The organism is Amycolatopsis sp. NBC_01480 (assembly GCF_036227205.1).
Classification (GTDB): domain Bacteria; phylum Actinomycetota; class Actinomycetes; order Mycobacteriales; family Pseudonocardiaceae; genus Amycolatopsis.
Genome location: NZ_CP109442.1, coordinates 1,983,540 through 2,000,638 on the forward strand (window position 1 = coordinate 1,983,540; position 17,099 = coordinate 2,000,638).

General features: G+C 70.8%; 14 protein-coding genes. 8 read left to right on the forward strand and 6 right to left on the reverse strand.

What is annotated here, in order from left to right; translation table 11 throughout:
* Nucleotides 1-33 precede the first annotated feature (33 nt).
* The 3 genes from OG371_RS09245 to metG form a co-directional block, all read right to left on the reverse strand.
* Entirely contained in the window at nucleotides 34-1,422 is a 1,389-nt protein-coding gene (locus OG371_RS09245; RefSeq protein WP_329072974.1) for a transglycosylase family protein, read from the reverse strand.
* Nucleotides 1,423-1,830: 408 nt separating this feature from the next.
* Complete coding sequence (locus OG371_RS09250; protein WP_329067557.1) at nucleotides 1,831-2,667, reverse strand: TatD family hydrolase; 837 nt, start codon at nucleotides 2,665-2,667, stop codon at nucleotides 1,831-1,833.
* 61 nt (nucleotides 2,668-2,728) lie between these two features.
* Nucleotides 2,729-4,522, reverse strand: a complete 1,794-nt coding sequence (metG, locus tag OG371_RS09255) for a methionine--tRNA ligase (RefSeq protein ID WP_329067559.1) — start codon at nucleotides 4,520-4,522, stop codon at nucleotides 2,729-2,731.
* A 62-nt stretch (nucleotides 4,523-4,584) separates the two neighbouring features.
* Between metG and OG371_RS09260 the strand changes: the two genes are divergently transcribed.
* The 5 genes from OG371_RS09260 (at nucleotide 4,585) to OG371_RS09280 (ending at nucleotide 9,027) form a co-directional block, all read left to right on the forward strand.
* Entirely contained in the window at nucleotides 4,585-5,178 is a 594-nt protein-coding gene (locus OG371_RS09260; protein ID WP_329067560.1) for a PadR family transcriptional regulator, read from the forward strand.
* Between the two features lie 92 nt (nucleotides 5,179-5,270).
* Nucleotides 5,271-6,266: an ATP-binding cassette domain-containing protein gene (locus tag OG371_RS09265; RefSeq protein WP_329067562.1), complete on the forward strand. Its 996-nt coding sequence runs from the start codon at nucleotides 5,271-5,273 to the stop codon at nucleotides 6,264-6,266.
* Nucleotides 6,256-7,020: an ABC transporter permease gene (locus OG371_RS09270; protein WP_091612552.1), complete on the forward strand. Its 765-nt coding sequence runs from the start codon at nucleotides 6,256-6,258 to the stop codon at nucleotides 7,018-7,020. The genes OG371_RS09265 and OG371_RS09270 overlap by 11 nt, the downstream gene beginning before the upstream one ends.
* 94 nt (nucleotides 7,021-7,114) lie before the next feature.
* Entirely contained in the window at nucleotides 7,115-7,729 is a 615-nt protein-coding gene (locus tag OG371_RS09275; RefSeq protein ID WP_329067564.1) for a glycoside hydrolase family 25 protein, read from the forward strand.
* 44 nt (nucleotides 7,730-7,773) lie between these two features.
* Complete coding sequence (locus tag OG371_RS09280) at nucleotides 7,774-9,027, forward strand: aminodeoxychorismate synthase component I (protein WP_329067566.1); 1,254 nt, start codon at nucleotides 7,774-7,776, stop codon at nucleotides 9,025-9,027.
* Between the two features lie 39 nt (nucleotides 9,028-9,066).
* Here OG371_RS09280 and OG371_RS09285 read toward each other — a convergent pair whose 3' ends face one another.
* Nucleotides 9,067-10,026, reverse strand: coding sequence for a quinone oxidoreductase family protein (locus tag OG371_RS09285; protein ID WP_329067568.1), 960 nt, complete (start codon nucleotides 10,024-10,026; stop codon nucleotides 9,067-9,069).
* 55 nt (nucleotides 10,027-10,081) lie between these two features.
* On the opposite strand from OG371_RS09285, the gene OG371_RS09290 reads away from it, so the two are divergent.
* Nucleotides 10,082-10,684, forward strand: a complete 603-nt coding sequence (locus OG371_RS09290; protein ID WP_329067570.1) for a QsdR family transcriptional regulator — start codon at nucleotides 10,082-10,084, stop codon at nucleotides 10,682-10,684.
* Nucleotides 10,685-10,690: 6 nt separating this feature from the next.
* Here the strand turns inward: OG371_RS09290 and rsmI are convergent, their stop codons facing one another.
* The gene (gene rsmI, locus OG371_RS09295) at nucleotides 10,691-11,530 is read right to left on the reverse strand and encodes a 16S rRNA (cytidine(1402)-2'-O)-methyltransferase (protein ID WP_329067572.1); all 840 of its coding nucleotides are present in this window, start codon (nucleotides 11,528-11,530) and stop codon (nucleotides 10,691-10,693) included.
* Between the two features lie 63 nt (nucleotides 11,531-11,593).
* On the opposite strand from rsmI, the gene OG371_RS09300 reads away from it, so the two are divergent.
* Nucleotides 11,594-13,162 (forward strand): dolichyl-phosphate-mannose--protein mannosyltransferase, encoded by a 1,569-nt coding sequence (locus OG371_RS09300; protein ID WP_329067574.1) that lies wholly within the window; start codon nucleotides 11,594-11,596, stop codon nucleotides 13,160-13,162.
* Nucleotides 13,163-13,309: 147 nt separating this feature from the next.
* On the opposite strand, the gene OG371_RS09305 is transcribed toward OG371_RS09300, so the two are convergent.
* Nucleotides 13,310-15,031: a serine/threonine-protein kinase gene (locus OG371_RS09305; RefSeq protein ID WP_329067576.1), complete on the reverse strand. Its 1,722-nt coding sequence runs from the start codon at nucleotides 15,029-15,031 to the stop codon at nucleotides 13,310-13,312.
* 190 nt (nucleotides 15,032-15,221) lie between these two features.
* Between OG371_RS09305 and OG371_RS09310 the strand changes: the two genes are divergently transcribed.
* Complete coding sequence (locus tag OG371_RS09310; protein WP_329067578.1) at nucleotides 15,222-17,096, forward strand: propionyl-CoA synthetase; 1,875 nt, start codon at nucleotides 15,222-15,224, stop codon at nucleotides 17,094-17,096.
* Nucleotides 17,097-17,099 lie beyond the last annotated feature (3 nt).

Consider the following 17,099-nt stretch of genomic DNA (forward strand, 5'->3'; position numbering starts at 1 on the left):
GAGCCTACCGAGCCCTCGGTACGGGAGCGGAACTCAGGCCTTGCTGCCGCAGACCGGCCAGGCGCTGTAGCCGCCACGGGCGTCGCGGACCTTCTCCGCGACCGCGATCTGCTGGGCGCGGCTGGCCTGGTACGGGTAGGCCGCGTACTGGTCGCCGCCGTAGGCGTCCCAGGTGCTCTTGTTGAACTGGAGCCCGCCGTAGTAGCCGTTGCCGGTGTTGGCGGCCCAGTTGCCGGTCGCCTCGCACTGCGCGATGCGGTCCCAGGCGGAGCCGTCGCCGATCGCCGGGTCGGCGGGCTTCATGGTGCCCACCTTGATGATCTTCGGCTTGGCCTGCACCAGGACCTGCTCGGAGACCTGCTCGCGCGAGACCTCTTCGCCGTTCTTCTTGGTGACCTTGTAGGTGACCATCTTCTGGCCCGGGGTGCCCGGGTCCACGACAGTGGTCTTGCCCTTCGCCAAGGTCGGGTCGTCGCTCTGCTGCACGTCCGGGTCGATGGTCTCCTGCTGGTTGACCATCGAGACGCCCATGCGGCTGACGTGGACCTCGGCGCCGTCCTTGAGCGAGACGTCCAGACCACCCTCGACGGCGTCGTCCGGGCCGAGGTTCATCTTGAGGTCGGAGACGAACTCCTTGGTGGTCACCGCGTTGCTGGTGACCTTCCTCGGGGCGTTCGTGCCGTCGAAGAGCGTGATGTGCTTGAGGGTCTTGACCTGGACGGTGGAGCCCTCGAGCGGCAGCTGGCCACTGGCCGGCATCGAGGTCCAGGCGCCCTTGGCGACCAGGTCGGCCATGCCCAGCTGGGTCATCGCGTCGCCGAGGCTGCTCGCGCGGACCCAAGAGGGGCGCGAGACGCCGTCCACGACCAGGTTCAGCTGGCGGCCGCGCTCGAGCTTGATGACGCCGCCGTCGCCGACCGCGGCCTGCGGGGAGGGCGAGAGGGAGTCGTGCGCGCCGACCGAAAGGCCGGCGTCCTCGAGGACCTCGCCCACGGTGTCGCCGTAGCTGTGCACGGTGCGCTGCTGGCCGTCGACGTCGACCGTGACGCTCTTGTTCATCGCCAGCGCGGCGGCGCCGCCGCCACCGCCGACGGTGATCAGCACGGCCAGCACGGCGCCCTTGAGGAACCGGCGCTTCCAGGTGCGGGTGGCCTCGATGAGGCCTTCCTCGACGGCGACCTTCTGGGTCTGCGGCGTCGCGGTGCGGTCCTCGGCGACCTCGTCCGGCAGGACGAGCGGCGGCAGCATCGTGGTCTCGGCGTTGATCAGCCGGATCAGCTCGTCGACGTCGACGTCGATCTCGGCCATCAGCGTGTCGGCGTCGGGGCCGAGCGCGGCGAGCACGTCCTGCTGCGTCACGTACAGCTCGTCAGAGAAGTCCAGGTGCCCGTACGCGGTGTCTTCGAGCTCGCGGTCGAGCACGGCCACCGAACCAGCGGAAGTGAAGAAGGTGTCCTCGGCCCTATGGCGCGAGCCACCCTGCCTACTACCAGTCACTTGGGTCGTTCCCTTTCCCAGGACGGGCGCGTTTCCGCAGCCATCCTTCGTCGCGACGCGCCATGCGGCGCGCCTCTCAAGTCCGACACCCCCAGTCAGCGCCATCGTCACGGGTCCGAGTCGTACCAACCTCGGTCCCGCTTCCCCGACGTGCACTGACGTGACTGTGGGCGTATCAGCCGGTTCCGCTTCGACGGCACCGACCGGCACGATCACGGGACAGTAACGGAGGTCGGCGGGTTGCGCAAACACCCCCCGGAGTGTCGTGACCCGCGTCACTCATCAGGTGGACGAACCGGAGAACCCGAACGTCGCAATGTGTTGAACCCGTTGTCACGCTGGGAAACCGCCGGGGAGCCGGAAGACCCGCTCGGCCGTGGTCCGGACCGCTTCGGCGACTTCGTGGACGCCTTCGCCCCTCAGCGCCGCGAGGTGCCGGACGGTGTAAGCCGCGCAGTACGGCTCGTTCGGCCGCCCACGGAACGGGTGGGGCGTCAGGAACGGCGCGTCCGTCTCGGCCAGGTACTGGCCCGCCGGGCAGATCCGCGCCGCCTCGTGCAGACCGCGCGCGTTCTTGAACGTGACCGTGCCGGCGAAGGACAACACGTAGCCGGCGTCGATGCAGCGGCGCGCGATGTGCTCGTCGCCGGAGAAGCAGTGGAAGACGACGTCGTCCGGCGCGCCCTCTTCGTCCAGGATGCGCAGGACGTCCTCGTGCGCGTCGCGGTCGTGGATCATCAGCGGCTTGCCCACGCGCTTGGCGAGGTCGATGTGCCAGCGGAACGCGTCCTGCTGGGCGTCGTGCGGCGAGTAGTCCCAGTAGTAGTCGAGGCCGGTCTCGCCGACCGCGACCACTCGCTCGGCCTTCGCGAGACGCTCCACTTCGGACCGTTCCGCCTCGCCGAAGTCCTTGGTGCGCGTGGGATGCACGGCGACGGCGGCGAACACCCGGGCATCCCAGGTGGACGCGTCGACGGCCCACCGGGCGGACGCGAGGTCGTCGGCGACGGTGACCACGCGCGCGACGCCGGCCCGCTCGGCCCGGTCGACCATGGCCGTCACGTCGGCCGCCGTGACCGCGCCGCACGCGTCGAGGTGGGTGTGGGCGTCCACGACCGAGGCGGGCAGGCGGTCCGGGATCGGCGGCAGTTCACGCTTCTCGTCACCCATGGCGCCGAAGATACTCGTGAGTGTTTATGCCGGTTCTAACCGGCACAAACACTCACGAGCACTACTTGACGATCGGGGCCCACTCCGGGCCGGTCTCGCCGAGTTCCGGGTCCAGCTTGGTGAACAGCGGCGTCGGCTTCGACAGCGGACGGCCGACCTCGATCGGCGTCGACTCCCACTTGGCCTGCTCGCCCGCGTAGTCGCCGGTGAGGATCGGGTTGACGCGGCCCGGGATGTCGAGGTCTTCGACCTCCTGCAGCTCCGGCTGCGCGGCCCAGACGCCGGCGCCGCCGAGCGCCTCGTGCACCTTCTGCGCCGAATGCGGCAGGAACGGCGTCAGCAGCGTGTTCGCGTCGCTGACCACCTGCAACGCGGTGTGCAGCACGCTGTCGCGCCGTGCGGGATCGTCCTTGAGCTTCCACGGCTCCTGGTCCGACAGGTACCGGTTGGCGGCCGTGACCACGCGCATCGCCTCGCTTGACGCGGCCTTGAACCGCGAGCGCTGCAGGTGCGCGCCGGCGGTCTCGAACGCCTTGCGCGACAACGCCTTCAACTCCTCGTCGGCGGCCGTCGGCGCGTCCGGGCGCGGGATGGCGCCGACGTTCTTGTGCGCCATCGAGATCGACCGGTTGACCAGGTTGCCCCACTCGTTGGCCAGCTCGAAGTTGGTACGCCGGACGAACTCGTCCCAGGTGAAGTCGGTGTCCTGGGTCTCCGGGCCGGCCACCGAGATGAAGTAGCGCAGCGCGTCCGGGCCGAACTCGCGCAGGAAGTCGTGCACGTAGATGACCGTGCCGCGCGAGGTGGAGAACTTCGAGCCGCTCATGGTGAGGAACTCGCTGGAGACGATCTCGTCCGGCAGCCGCAGCTTGCCGTACTTGCCGGGATCGCCGCCGTGGTCGCCCTCGCCGTTGTGGCCGAGCAGCAGCGCGGGCCAGATCTGGGCGTGGAAGGTGATGTTGTCCTTGCCCATGAAGTAGTACGCGCGGGCGTCCGGGTTGGTCCACCACTGCTGCCACGCCTCGGGGTCGCCCGAGCGCCGGGCCCACTCGACGCTGGCGGAGAAGTAGCCGATCACCGCGTCGAACCAGACGTAGAACCGCTTCATCGGCTGATCGCTCCAGCCGTCCAGCGGGATCTTGACGCCCCAGTCGAGGTCACGCGTGATCGGGCGCGGGCGCATGTCGTCGATCAGGTTGCGGGTGAAGTTGAGGACGTTCGGGCGCCACTCGGTCTTGGTCGACAGCCAGTCGCCGAGGACCTTGGTGAACGCGGGCAGGTCGAGGAAGTAGTGCTCGGTCTCGACGAACTTCGGCGTCTCGCCGTTGATCCGCGACTTCGGGTTGATCAGCTCCGCGGCGTCCAGCTGGTTGCCGCAGTTGTCGCACTGGTCGCCGCGCGCGCCGTCGTAACCGCAGATCGGGCAGGTGCCCTCGACGTAGCGGTCCGGCAGCGTCCGGCCGGTGGACGGGCTGATCGCGCCGCGCGTGGTCTTCGGGATCACGTAGCCGTTGCGGTTGAGCGCCAGGAAGATCTGCTGGGTCACCTCGGCGTGGTTGCCGGTCGAGGTGCGGGTGAACAGGTCGTAGGACAGCCCGAGCCCGCGCAGGTCCTCGTCGATCTGCCGGGTGTACTTGTCCGCGGTCTGCTGCGGGGTCAGGCCCTCCTTGTCGGCCTGGACGGTGATCGGGGTGCCGTGCTCGTCGGTCCCGGACACCATGAGCACCCGGTTGCCGGCCATTCGCTGGTAGCGGGAGAAGACGTCGGACGGGACGCCGAATCCGGATACGTGGCCGATGTGGCGGGGCCCGTTGGCGTAGGGCCAGGCCACCGCTGTCAACACAGGGGTGCTCATACCTGTTTAGGTTACGGATGTGGTCCACGGCGTTTCGTGGCCGGTCCGTGAAGGGAGAACGAGTGTCGGCGACGCGTCTGCTCGTGCTCGGAGTCGTGCGGATGTACGGCCGGGCGCACGGCTATCAGGTGCGGCGCGAGCTGCTGTCCTGGTCCGCGGACAAGTGGGCGAACGTGCAGCCCGGCTCGATTTACCACGCGCTGAAGAAGATGTCCTCGGAGCACTTGCTGGAGCAGGTCGAGGTGGAGCCGGGCGACGGCGGCCCGGACCGGGTGGCCTACCGGCTCACCGCGGACGGCGACCACGAGTTCCGGGTGCTGCTGGCGCGGGCGCTGGCCGACGCGCCGATGAGCCGCCCGGAGATGGGCGCCGCGGTCAGCCTGATGCCGGCGTTGTCCCGCAAGCACGCCCTCAGCCTGCTCCGGAAACGGCTGGTGGACTTCGATGCCGAGGCCCGCCAGGCCCGGCTGCTCATCGACAACGGGCAGGACTGGGGCAAGGCGGCGCACGTGAGCGAGCTGTTCCGGCTGTGGTCCGGGATCGCCGAGACCAGCCACGAGTGGCTCATCGGCCTGATCGCCCGGCTGGAAGCGGGCGAGTACGTGATGGCCGACGACCCGGGCTCCGCGTTCGGCGACCCGCCGGAAACCGAGTAATCAAATTTGACTAGTGCGGCCTTCCTCGGGCACAGTGTGGTCCTCGGTTAGTCAAACTTGACTAGTTGATCACTGGGTGGAGAGGGGTTCACATGATCACGGCACGCGGTCTGGAGCGGCGGTTCCGCCGCAAGGGCCGCAGCGGTGGTGAGGTGCATGCGGTCAAGGGGGTCGACCTCGACGTCGAGGCCGGCGAGCTGGTCGGGTTCCTCGGCCCGAACGGGGCCGGCAAGACCACCACGCTGCGCATGCTCACCACGCTGCTGAAGCCGTCCGCGGGGACGGCGACCGTCGGCGGGCACGATCTGCTGACCGACCCGCTGGGGGTCCGGCGCAACATCGGCTACGTGGCGCAGGGCGGCGGCTCGGCGCCGGAGAGCCGGGTCGACGAGGAAATCGAGCTGCAGGGCCGGTTGTACGGCATGAGCAAGGCCGACGTGCACGCGCGCGGCGCCCTGCTGTCCGAGCAGCTCGACCTGGCCGGCCTCGGCGGGCGGCTGACCAAAACGCTGTCCGGGGGCCAGCGCCGGCGGCTCGACATCGCGCTCGGGCTGGTGCACAGCCCCGGGCTGGTCTTCCTCGACGAGCCGTCCACCGGGCTCGACCCGCAGAGCCGGGCGAACCTGTGGGACCACATCCGGCGGCTGCGCGCGGAGCACGGGGTGACGATCTTCCTGACCACGCACTACCTCGACGAGGCCGACGCGCTGGCCGACCGGCTGATCGTGATCGACGACGGCCGCATCGTCGCCGAGGGCACGCCGGACTCGCTCAAGGCGCGCGTTTCCGGTGACGGCGTGGTGGTCGGCGTCGAGCCCGAGGTGACGTCCGCGGCCGCGGACACCGCCCGGCAGCTGACCGGCGCGCACGACTTCGACGTCGAGGACGGGCTGGTCCGGTTCCGCGTGCCGCGCGGCGACACGGCCATGCCGGAGCTGCTGCGCGCGCTCGACGCGAAGGGCATCGTGATGTCGTCGATCCAGGTCACCCGCCCGACGCTCGACGACGTGTTCCTCACGCTCACCGGGCGCTCGCTGCGTGACGCCGAGCAGGGCGCGGCCCAGCCGGAGGTGACCCATGTTGCGTGACACCTGGCTGATCTTCCGGCGGGACATGGTCGGCGCGTTGCGCAACCCGGCCTGGCTGCTGATCGGCATCATGCAGCCGCTGCTGTACCTGTTCTTCTTCGGGCCGCTGCTGGTGAAGACGCTCAACGCGCAGGGACTGTCCGACGTGGACGGCTGGATGGTGCTGACCCCGGCGCTGATCGCGCAGCTGGCGCTGTTCGGCAGCTCGTTCGTCGGGTTCTCGCTGCTGGCCGACTACCGCTCCGGCGTGGTCGAGCGGCTGCGCGTGACGCCGGTCAGCCGCGCGGCCCTGCTGCTGGGGAAGGTGCTGGCCAACGCGTTGCAGGCGGTGGTGCAGTCGATCCTCATCATCGTGCTCGCCTACCTGGTGTTCGACCTGAACGCCCCGGTCGGCGGCGTGCTGCTGAGCCTGCTCATCGTGTTCCTGCTGGCGGTGACACTGGCTTCGTGCTCGTACGCGCTGGCGCTCACGTTGAAGAGCGAGCAGTCGTTCCCCGCGTTGCTGAACGCGGTGCTGATGCCGCTGCTCCTGCTGTCCGGGATCCTCATCCCGATCACGGCCGGGCTGGCGCCGAAGTGGCTGTACACGATCTCGCAGATCAACCCGTTCCGGCACGTGGTCGACGTGGAGCGCAACAGCTTCCGCGGCGACTTCTCCATGGACGCGTTGTTCACCGGGAGCGTGGTCGTGCTCGTGATGGCCGTGCTGGCGATCTGGTGGGGCACCCGCACGTTCCAGCGCGAGAACGCCTGACCAGCCGGGACACGCCGGGGTGGAGGTCACCGTGCGCTCTTGACAGGGACGTAGGGTGGCCTTTCACCCGACGTGGGGCTGGTAGGGGCGCAGCGTGACCGAACCGGAGATCGAGCGAGGGCTCACCCTCTCCCATCGTGAGCAGGTACTCGACTGGGCAGTCGTCCGCGACGCCGAGATCCGGTTCGCCTCGGTGACCGTCAGCGAGAACGTGAACTGGAGCGACGCGGGCGCCGAGCGCACGCTGGCCGGCGCGCAGCGGGCCGGGCTCCACACCGGCGCGCGGCACTACGCGCGACCCGGCGCCGTGCACGACCAGGCCGAGCACTTCGTCCGGACGGCCAGCAAGCTGGGCGCGTTCGCCCCCGGCTCGCTGGCCCCCGCGCTGGAGGTGGACGCGCAGAGCGTCGACGACCGGTTCGTGAAGGCGTGGATCAAGCACGTGCGGCACGCGGCGCGGATCGAGCGGGTGCTCGTCTACGCCGGCCACGACTGCTGGGCGCACCGGCTCAACCCGGACCGCTGGGCCGACCCCGAGGTGGTGCTCTGGCTGGTGCGGCACAACGGCATCGCGGGTCGGGCCGGCTGGTTCCACTCCCGGCTGGGGCTGCATCAGTACGCCTGCGCCGACGACGTGCCCGGCATCAGCGGGCCGGTCGCGCAGGACGCGGTGGTGTACCCGTTCAAGCTGTCCGACGTGCTGCTCTGATCACGTTTCCGCTGGCCAGCCGGTTTTCCGGGCACAATGTCCGGATGCGGTTCCAGCGGCAGCGCCTGTCCACGCCCGTGACCCCGTCACGGGCTGTCGAGCTGCTGTCCGCGTACGCGCTCGCGCACGGCCTGCCGCAGCCCGCGGCGCTGTGCGGCTCGTGGTTCGGCTCGACGGCGATCGTCGCGCCGTTCCCCGAGATCACCGCCGCGCCCTTTCCCACGGTGCTGCCGGAGGTCGAGGACGGCGTGCCCGGCTGCGTCGGCGGCGGCTGGTTCGGCTATCTGTCCTACGACGGGACGGACCCGTCCGGGCGCCGCGGCACGCTGCCCGCCGCGGCGTGGGGGTGGGCGGATCACGTGCTGCGCTGGGATTCCGACGGGGTGTGCTGGTTCGAATCGCTCGCCTCCGATCCCGGGCCACGTCTGTCCACTGTGGAGCGTGCACTGGCCACTCCCGCGAAGCTGTCCTGGTCGGCTTCACAGTTGCGCCGCCCCTTGGCCGCTACGCACCAGCAGGCCGTGAAGGCGTGTGTGCACGAGATCGAGGCCGGCGAGCTGTTCCAGGCCAACGTCTGCTGCCGGTTCACCGGTGACTTCGCCGGGGAGCCGGCCGCGCTGTTCGCCGAAGGGGTGCGGCGGCTGGCGCCGCAGCGGGCCGCGTACCTGTCCGGCCCGTGGGGTTCGGTCGTGTCGCTGTCACCGGAGCTGTTCCTGGAACGCCACGGCCGGCGCGTGCGGTCGAGGCCGATCAAGGGCACGCTCCCCCGCCGCGGTCCCGAGGACGACGGGAACGCGGCGCGGCTGCGGGATTCCGCCAAGGACGTCGCCGAGAACGTGATGATCACCGACCTGGTGCGCAACGATCTCGGCCGGGTCTGCGCGGTCGGCAGCGTGGTGGTGCCGGAACTGCTCACGGTCCACCCGGCGCCGGGCGTCTGGCATCTGGCGTCCACTGTGGAGGGCCGGCTCGCGGACGGCGTGGACGACGCGGCGCTGCTGGCCGCGACGTTCCCGCCGGGCTCGGTGACCGGCGCGCCCAAGATCCGCGCGCTCGACCTGATCGCCGCGCTGGAGCCGGCCGCCCGCGGGGTCTACACCGGGGCCGTCGGGCTGGTTTCGCCGCTGGCCGGGCTGGAGCTGAACGTCGCGATCCGGACGTTCGAGATCCACGACGGCACCATCGAGCTGGGCGTGGGCGGCGGCATCACGGCCGATTCGGACAGCGCGGCGGAATGGCAGGAGTGCCTGCACAAGGCCGCTCCGCTGGAACGGCTGCTGGCCACCCCGGGCTCGTGAGTGTTTATGCCGGTTAGAACCGGCATAAACACTCACGAGTCAGATGGTGGGGTCGAGCAGGAGCTTGCCGATGGTGCCGCGCGAGCGGAGGGCTTCGTGCGCGCCGCGGGCGTCGGCCAGCGCGTACTCGCCGCCGGGGATCGCGCGGATGGCGCCACTGCCGGCCAGGTCGAACAGCTCGGTGAGCGCGGTGCCGAAGACGTTGCCGGGCAGGCGGAAGACGTGCGGCAGCCACATGCCGGCGACCGTGGTGCTGTGGCCCAGCAGGTTGCGCAGCTCGACCGGCTTGGGCTGCTTGCGCCCGGCCATGCCGTAGAAGGCGAGGCGGCCGAACGGCGCGAGGGCCGCCAGGCTCTGGTCTGTGCTGGTCCCGCCGACCATGTCGAGCACCACGTCGACCCGCTTGCCGCCGTTGGCCTCCAGCAGGGTCTCGGTCATGTTCTCCGCGCGGGAGTCGACGGCCACGTCGGCGCCGAGTTCGAGGGCCAGCGCGCGCTTCTCGTCGCTGCTGGCGGTCGCGATCACGCGGCCCGCACCCCACGCCTTGGCCAGCTGCACCGCGATCGTGCCGACCCCACCGGCCGCGGCGTGCACGACCACGGACTCACCGGGGTCGAGGTGGGCGTTCTTGCGCAGCAGGATCCACGCGGTGGCGCCCTGGACCAGCATGGACAACGCGGTGAGGTCGTCGATGCCCTCGGGCAGCGGGAAGGCCATGGCTTCGGCGGACACCGCGCGCTCCGCGTACCCGCCGCCGCCGTTCAGCAGCGCGACGACGCGGCGGCCGTCCGCCGTGCGCCCGACCACCTCGCCGCCGGGGACCAGCGGCAGCCGGCTGGGCGCGAGGTAGGAGTTCTCCGCCTGGTGCGTGTCGGCGTAGTTCACGCCGATCCGCTCGACGTCGATGAGTACCTCACCGGGCCCGGCGACGGGGTCCGGCAGCTCGACGAGCTTGAGGACCTCGGGACCACCGAACTCGGTCACCTGGACTGCGCGCATCTTCGTCTTCCTCCTCGGCCACGGCTGATGAGACACTCTGACAGATGTCTCACTGATGCGACAGTACGTGATAACGTCTCAGGCCATCGACACCCCACTCTCACGCTCGCTCGCCGCCCCGCGGCCCGACGCCGTGGCCGCCTTCCGCCTGGCGCGGACCTGGTTTCTGGCCGGGCGCCGGGTGGACATGCGCGAGCTGGCCGCTTCGCTGGGCGTCAGCCGCGCGACGCTGCACCGCTGGGTCGGCGGCCGCGATCAGCTGCTGGCGGAGATCCTCTGGGCGGAAACGGCTTCGGTGCTGGACAACGTCTCGTTCACCGGCCGCGGCGCGGCGGGCATCGCGGACGCCATCGGCGCGTTCGTGCGCACGGTGAACGCCTCCGTGCCGTTCCGCTCGTTCCTCCAGCGGGAGCCGGAGCGGGCCCTGCGCCTGCTGACCACGAAGGCGAGCCTGGTGCAGTCGCGGACCATCGGGAAACTCGCGGACCTGCTGGCCACTGAGGTCTCGGCGGGCCGCCTGACGACGCCGCTGCCGGTCGCGGACCTGGCCTACCTGCTGGTCCGCATCGGCGAGTCGTTCATCTACACCGACGTGATCACCGGCGAGGAGCCGGACGCGTCGAAGGCCCACGCCGCTGTGACCGCGCTGCTCTCGTAAGCCGGCTTACCTGCGCGAGGCGAGCACCGCGTCGTAAAGCTCCTTTTTGGACACTCCCGCCGCCTCGGCGACCTCGGCCGCCGCGGACTTCAGGCGTTCGCCGGCGGAGACGCGGGACGAGACTTCGCCGACGAGGTCGGCAACGCTCACCGCGCGGGGCGGCGCGCCCTCCAGCACCACGGTGATCTCGCCGCGAACGCCGTCGGCGGCCCATTCGGCCAGCGAAGCCAGCGTGCCCCGCTTGACCTCTTCGTACGTCTTGGTCAGCTCGCGGCAGACGGCGGCCCGGCGCGTGCCGCCGAGCGCGGCGGCGGCGTCGGCCAGCGTCGAAGCCACGCGGTGGGGCGACTCGAAGAACACGGCCGTGCGCGGCTCGGAAGCCAGCGAGGCCAGCCACTTCCCGCGTTCACCCGGCTTGCGCGGCGCGAACCCCTCGAAGCAGAACCGGTCGCACGGCAGGCCGGAAAGCGCCAGCGCCGTGGTCACCGCCGACGGGCCGGGCAGGCAGGTCACCGGCAAGTCCTCGGCGACGCAGGCGGCCACCAGCCGGAAGCCCGGGTCGGACACGCTGGGCATTCCGGCATCGGTCACCAAAAGCACCGTTTCGCCCGCCCGCAAGGATTCCAGCAACTTCGGCAGGCGCGCGGTCTCGACGTCCTCGTAGAAGCTCACCACGCGGCCGGACGGCGTCACGTTCAGCGCCGAGGCCAGCGTCCGCAGCCGGCGCGTGTCCTCGGCCGCGATGACATCCGCGGTGGCCAGCGCCGTGACCAGGCGCGGCGACGCGTCGCCGGTGTCGCCCAGCGGGGTCGCGGCGAGGACGAGCCGTCCGGGCGAAGTGGTCATGGCGGCCAGCGTAACGACAACAGCGCCACGCCCGTCACAAGCGAGCCACTAGTATCGGGCCCCGTGACCGCACTGCTGACCCGTCCCGACGACGAGAGCGTGCGGCCGGACCCGGTCGACGCGCTCCGGCCGCCGACCGATCGCGAGGCCACCCTGCTCGGCCGCGGCATGCCGGCCGACCGGCTGCGCGGCTGGGTCGTCACGCTGGTGCTGACGCTGATCGGCGGGTTCGTCCGGCTGCAGAACCTCGGCGTCCCCACGGACCACGGCACCCCGGTCTTCGACGAAAAGCACTACGTGCCCCAGGCCGCGCAGATGCTGCGCAACGGCGGCTACGAGGACAACGCCGGCTACGAGCTGATCGTGCACCCGCCGCTGGCGAAGGACTTCATCGCGATCGGCGAATGGCTGTTCGGCTACAACGGCTGGGGCTGGCGGATCATGCCGGCGCTGGCCGGGACGCTGATCATCCTGCTCACCATCCGCATCGCGCGGCGGCTCACCCGCTCGACGCTGCTCGGCGGCATCGCGGGTGTGCTGGTGATCAGCGACGGCGTGCTGCACCTGCAATCGCGCATGGGCATGCTCGACATCTTCATCGCGCTGTTCGTGCTCGCCGCGTTCGCCTGCCTGCTCTGCGACCGCGACCAGGTCCGTCAGCGGCTCGCGGTCGCCGTGCGCGAGGGCTGGGCGACCGAGTCCCAGTGGGGCCCGAAGCTCGGCTTCCGCTGGTGGCGGTTCGCGACCGGCCTGATGATCGGCCTGACCTTCGGCGTCAAGTGGTCGGCGCTCTACTACATCGCCGCGTTCGGCCTGCTGACCGTGTTCTTCGACGTCGCGGCGAGGCGCGCGGCGGGGGTCGAGCGGCCGTGGGTCGGCACGATCCGGCGTGACGTCGCCCCGGCGCTCTGGGCGATCGTGGCCATCCCGGTGCTGATGTACCTGGCCGCGTTCTGGGCCTGGTTCGCCAGCGAGACGGCCACCGACCGGCACTACACCGAGATCAAGGACATCGCGCCCGGCCTGTTCGCCTGGGTGCCGCCCGCGCTGCGCTCGCTCGGCGACTACACGCTGAACGTGCTGCACTTCCACGAAACCCTGCTCACGCCCAAGGACAACCCGCACCCGTGGGAGTCCAAGCCGTGGACGTGGCCGATGGGCCTGCGCCCGATGCTCTACTACTACGACGGCAACGTCACCGGCTGCGGCGAGTCGCGGTGCGTCGGCGCGACCATGCTGATCGGCACCCCGGCGATGTGGTGGGTCTCGCTGCCGATGCTCGGCTGGGGCCTGTGGCGCTCGATCTTCCGCGCCGACTGGCGGTACGCGGCGGTGCTCGTGGGCTACTTCGCCGGACTGCTGCCCTGGTTCACCAACATCGACCGGCAGATGTACTTCTTCTACGCGACGCCGATGGCGCCGTTCCTGGTGCTCGGGCTCGTGCTCGTGCTGGGGCAGATCCTCGGCAGCGCGAAGCTCGGGTTCGAACGGCGGGGCACCGGTCTGCTCGTCGTCGCCCTGTACACCGGGCTGGTGGTGGCCAACTTCGCCTGGCTGTGGCCGATCCTGAACGGCGTGCCGATCACGAACGCCCAGTGGCAGGCCGAAATGTGGCTGCCGTCCTGGCGTTGAGTCAGCTCGCGCCGCCCGGGTCTTGCGTCCTGGCGGCACTTATCGCGCCTGCTGCTGCACCTCGGCGACACGCGGCCATTCAGGACTCGTGAGTGTTTAAGACGGTTCTAACCGTCTTAAACACTCACGAGTCCTTCAGGTCCTGGCTCAGCGATGCGGCTGACGCGGCACGATCTGCGTCACCGGCCCATCCGCCGACTTACCCGCCCGGCTCAGCCAGCCCTCGACCTCACGCCGGACCGCCGCGAGAGTCGGGCGGCGGCGCGGTTCCGGATCCAGGGACGCGCCGAGGATGCGGGCGTGCGCGGAACGGCGCGGCAGGTGCGTGACGGGGTCGGCGCGGGCGGCGGACATCAGGGCCGCCATCGGCGTCTCGCGGGTGCCGCGCGGGGGCTGGCCGGACAGGGCGTAGCTGACCGTGGCGGCGAGCTGCCAGGCGTCCGAGGCCGGGCTGGCCGGGGCGCCCATCGCCTGCTCCGGCGCGACGAAGTCGGGCGTGCCGATCATCATGCCGGTGGCCGTCATCTTGGAATCGCCCTGGCTGCGGGCGATGCCGAAGTCGATCAGGTGGGCCAGGCCGGCCGGGTCGAGGATCACGTTGGACGGCTTGATGTCGCGGTGCAGCACGCCCTTCTCGTGGGCGGCGACGAGCGCGCCGGCCATGGTGGCCCACAGCCGTCCGGCGGCGACGTCGTCGAGCGGGCCCTGGCCGTCGACCACCTCGGCGAGCGGGCGGCCCTCCAGGTACTCCATCACCAGCGCGAGCCCGTCCGGCTCCTCGGCCAGGTCGTACACCTTCACGCAGTTCGGGTGGTTCACCACGGCGAGCGCGCGGGCCTCGCGCTGCATGCGCTCCTCGGTGTCGCGGTCCGGCGCGTGCGCGATCTTCAGCGCGACGGTGCGGTTCAGCTGGGTGTCGACGGCCTCCCAGACGGTGCCGAAACCACCGTGGCCGAGCCGCCGCACCCGCCGGTAACGGCTGCCGCCGGCGCCGCGCGAACCGGGCGGCGGCGGGATCGGGCCCGGCACCGCCGCCAGTCCCATCGGGTCGGGCGCCGAAGCGAGCGCCGTTGCCGGGTACGGCCGGTTCACCGGCGGCGGGGGCTTCGGGGGCAACTGCTGGGGCGGGGGCGGCTGCTGCGCGACGGGCGGGCGCTCGGGCTCGCGCCGCGGCTCCGGCCGGTTGATCACCGACCACGGCGGCGGGCCGACCAAGCCCACCGGGATCAGGCCGAGCACGCTGAACGGCAGGAACCCGAGCCAGAAGTGCACGGCCGTGTTCGCCGACATCCCGACGCTCGCCAGCGCCATCACGACGAACGGGATCCAGAAGAACCGCGAAGGCCACTTCGGCCCGCGCCGGAACGCGGTGCGCGCCTGCAGCATCACGAACAGCAGCGAGCCGACGGGCAGCACGGTGAACGCGAGCACGTACAGGCCGTACGAAAGCTTGAGGCCCTTCGAGTAGAAGAGCGTCTCGAACACGTTGCTGCCCGCGCCGAGGTATTTCCCCTGCGAGCCGCCGATGAAGCAGAACGACTTGCTCATCGTGGAGACCTCGGCGGGCGAAAGGCCGCCGCTGCCGCCCGCGCTGATCGAGCGGAAGGTCTCGGAGATGCCGTTCGACAGCAGCCACGGCAGCAGCAGCACGGTGACAAAGCCGATCAGGCCGAAAACCGTCAGCGTGGTCGCGTCGTAGCGGTTGCCGGTGCCCTTGCGGATGATGGCCACCACCAGCGCGCCGAGCGCGGGGAACAGCGCGACGAGCGCACCGGCTGTAGTCGTCGCCCAGACCCAGTCGCCCGGGCAGAAACCCGGGCCGAACAGGGTGTGCGCGAGCGAGAGCAGCGCGCTCGCGAATCCGTTCACCGCCTGGTTCCCCTCACTGTCGGTGTAACCGTGGTACCGCTGCGCGGTGTGTTCCCCGCCGTCCAGCTTAGGACGCGCACGGGTTCCCCGGGGTTGCCGGGTCGGTTCGCCGGGGCCGCCGGCGAAACCTGCGTCACGCTGCCGGCGGGGCCATGATTGGAGCAGATCCGTCGACGAGGAGACACCGAGCATGGGCGCTTACTCCGAGACTTACCGGCGCAGCCTGGCCGACCCCGAGGGTTTCTGGCTCGACGCGGCGCGGGCGATCGACTGGGCGAAGCCGCCGACGCGGGCGCTGGACGCCTCCGGCGAGCCGTTCTACCGGTGGTTTCCCGACGGCGAGCTGAACACCGCGTACAACGCGCTCGACCGGCACGCGGACGGCGGCCGCGGCGCGCAGCCCGCGCTGATCTGGGATTCGCCGGTCACCGGGCAGAAGCGCCGCTACACCTACAGCGAGTTGCGCGACGAGGTGGCGGTGTTCGCCGGCGCGCTCACCTCGCTCGGCGTGACGCGCGGCGACCGCGTGATCCTCTACCTGCCGATGATCCCGGAGGCGGTGATCGCGATGCTCGCCTGCGCGCGCATCGGCGCCGTGCACTCCGTCGTCTTCGGGGGCTTCGCGCCGAAGGAGCTGGCCGCGCGGATCGAGGACGCGAAGCCGAAGCTCGTGATCGCCGCTTCGTGCGGCATCGAGCCGACGCGCGTCGTCGAGTACAAGCCGATCATCGACGCCGCGCTCGCGATGACCGAGCACCAGCCCGAGCACGTGGTGGTGCTGCAGCGCGAGCAGGCGGGGGCCGAGCTGTCCGGCACCGACCTGGACTGGGACGACCTGGTCGAGAGCGCGCAGCCGGTGGACCCGGTGCCGGTGAAGGCGACGGACCCGCTGTACATCCTCTACACGTCCGGCACCACGGGGAAGCCGAAGGGCGTGGTGCGTGACGCGGGCGGTCACGCCGTCGCGCTGGCCTGGTCGATGGGCGCGATCTACGACGTCCACGCCGGCGACGTGTGGTGGACCGCTTCGGACGTCGGCTGGGTCGTCGGGCACTCGTACATCGTGTACGCGCCGCTGCTGGTCGGCGCTACAACCGTGCTGTACGAAGGAAAACCGGTCGGCACGCCGGACGCGGGCGCGTTCTGGCGGGTGATCTCCGAGCACGGGGTGCAGGCGCTGTTCACCGCGCCCACGGCGTTGCGCGCGGTGAAGAAGGTCGACCCGGACGCGGCGGAGCTGGAGAAGTACGACCTGACGGAGTTCCGCGCGCTGTTCCTCGCCGGCGAGCGGCTGGACCCGGAGACCTACCACTGGGCCAAGGACAAGCTCGGCACGCCGGTGATCGATCACTGGTGGCAGACCGAAACCGGCTGGCCGATCGCCGCGAACCCGCGCGGCCTGGAGCCGATGCCGGTGAAGCCCGGCTCGGCGACGAAGCCCGTGCCCGGCTGGGATGTGCGCGTCCTCGACCAGAACGGCGAGGAGCTGCCCGCCGGCCAAGAAGGCGCCATCACGCTGAAACTGCCGCTGCCGCCGGGTTCCCTGACCACCCTGTGGGGCGCGGACGACCGTTACCGCGAGGCCTACCTGTCCCGCTACCCCGGCCACTACCTGACCGGCGACTCCGGTTACCTGGACGAGGACGGCTACCTCTTTGTCATGGGCCGGACGGACGACGTGATCAACGTGGCCGGCCACCGCCTGTCAACGGGTTCGATGGAGGCGGTGCTGGCTTCGCACCCGGCCGTCGCGGAATGCGCGGTGATCGGTGTCGCCGATCAGCTGAAGGGCCAGGTGCCACGCGGTTTCGTGGTGCTGAAGGCGGGCGCGGACGTCGCGGAGGAACAGCTGCGGGAAGAGCTGGTTGCCTTGGTGCGCCGGGACATCGGCCCGGTGGCGGCGTTCCGCGAGGTGTCGGTGGTGGAGGCGTTGCCGAAGACGCGCTCGGGCAAGATCCTGCGCAAGACGATGCGCGGGATAGCGGACGGCCGGGACGAGCCGGTGCCTTCGACCATCGAGGACGTCGCGGTGCTGGACGCACTGCGGGCGGTGCTGCGCGGCTGATTT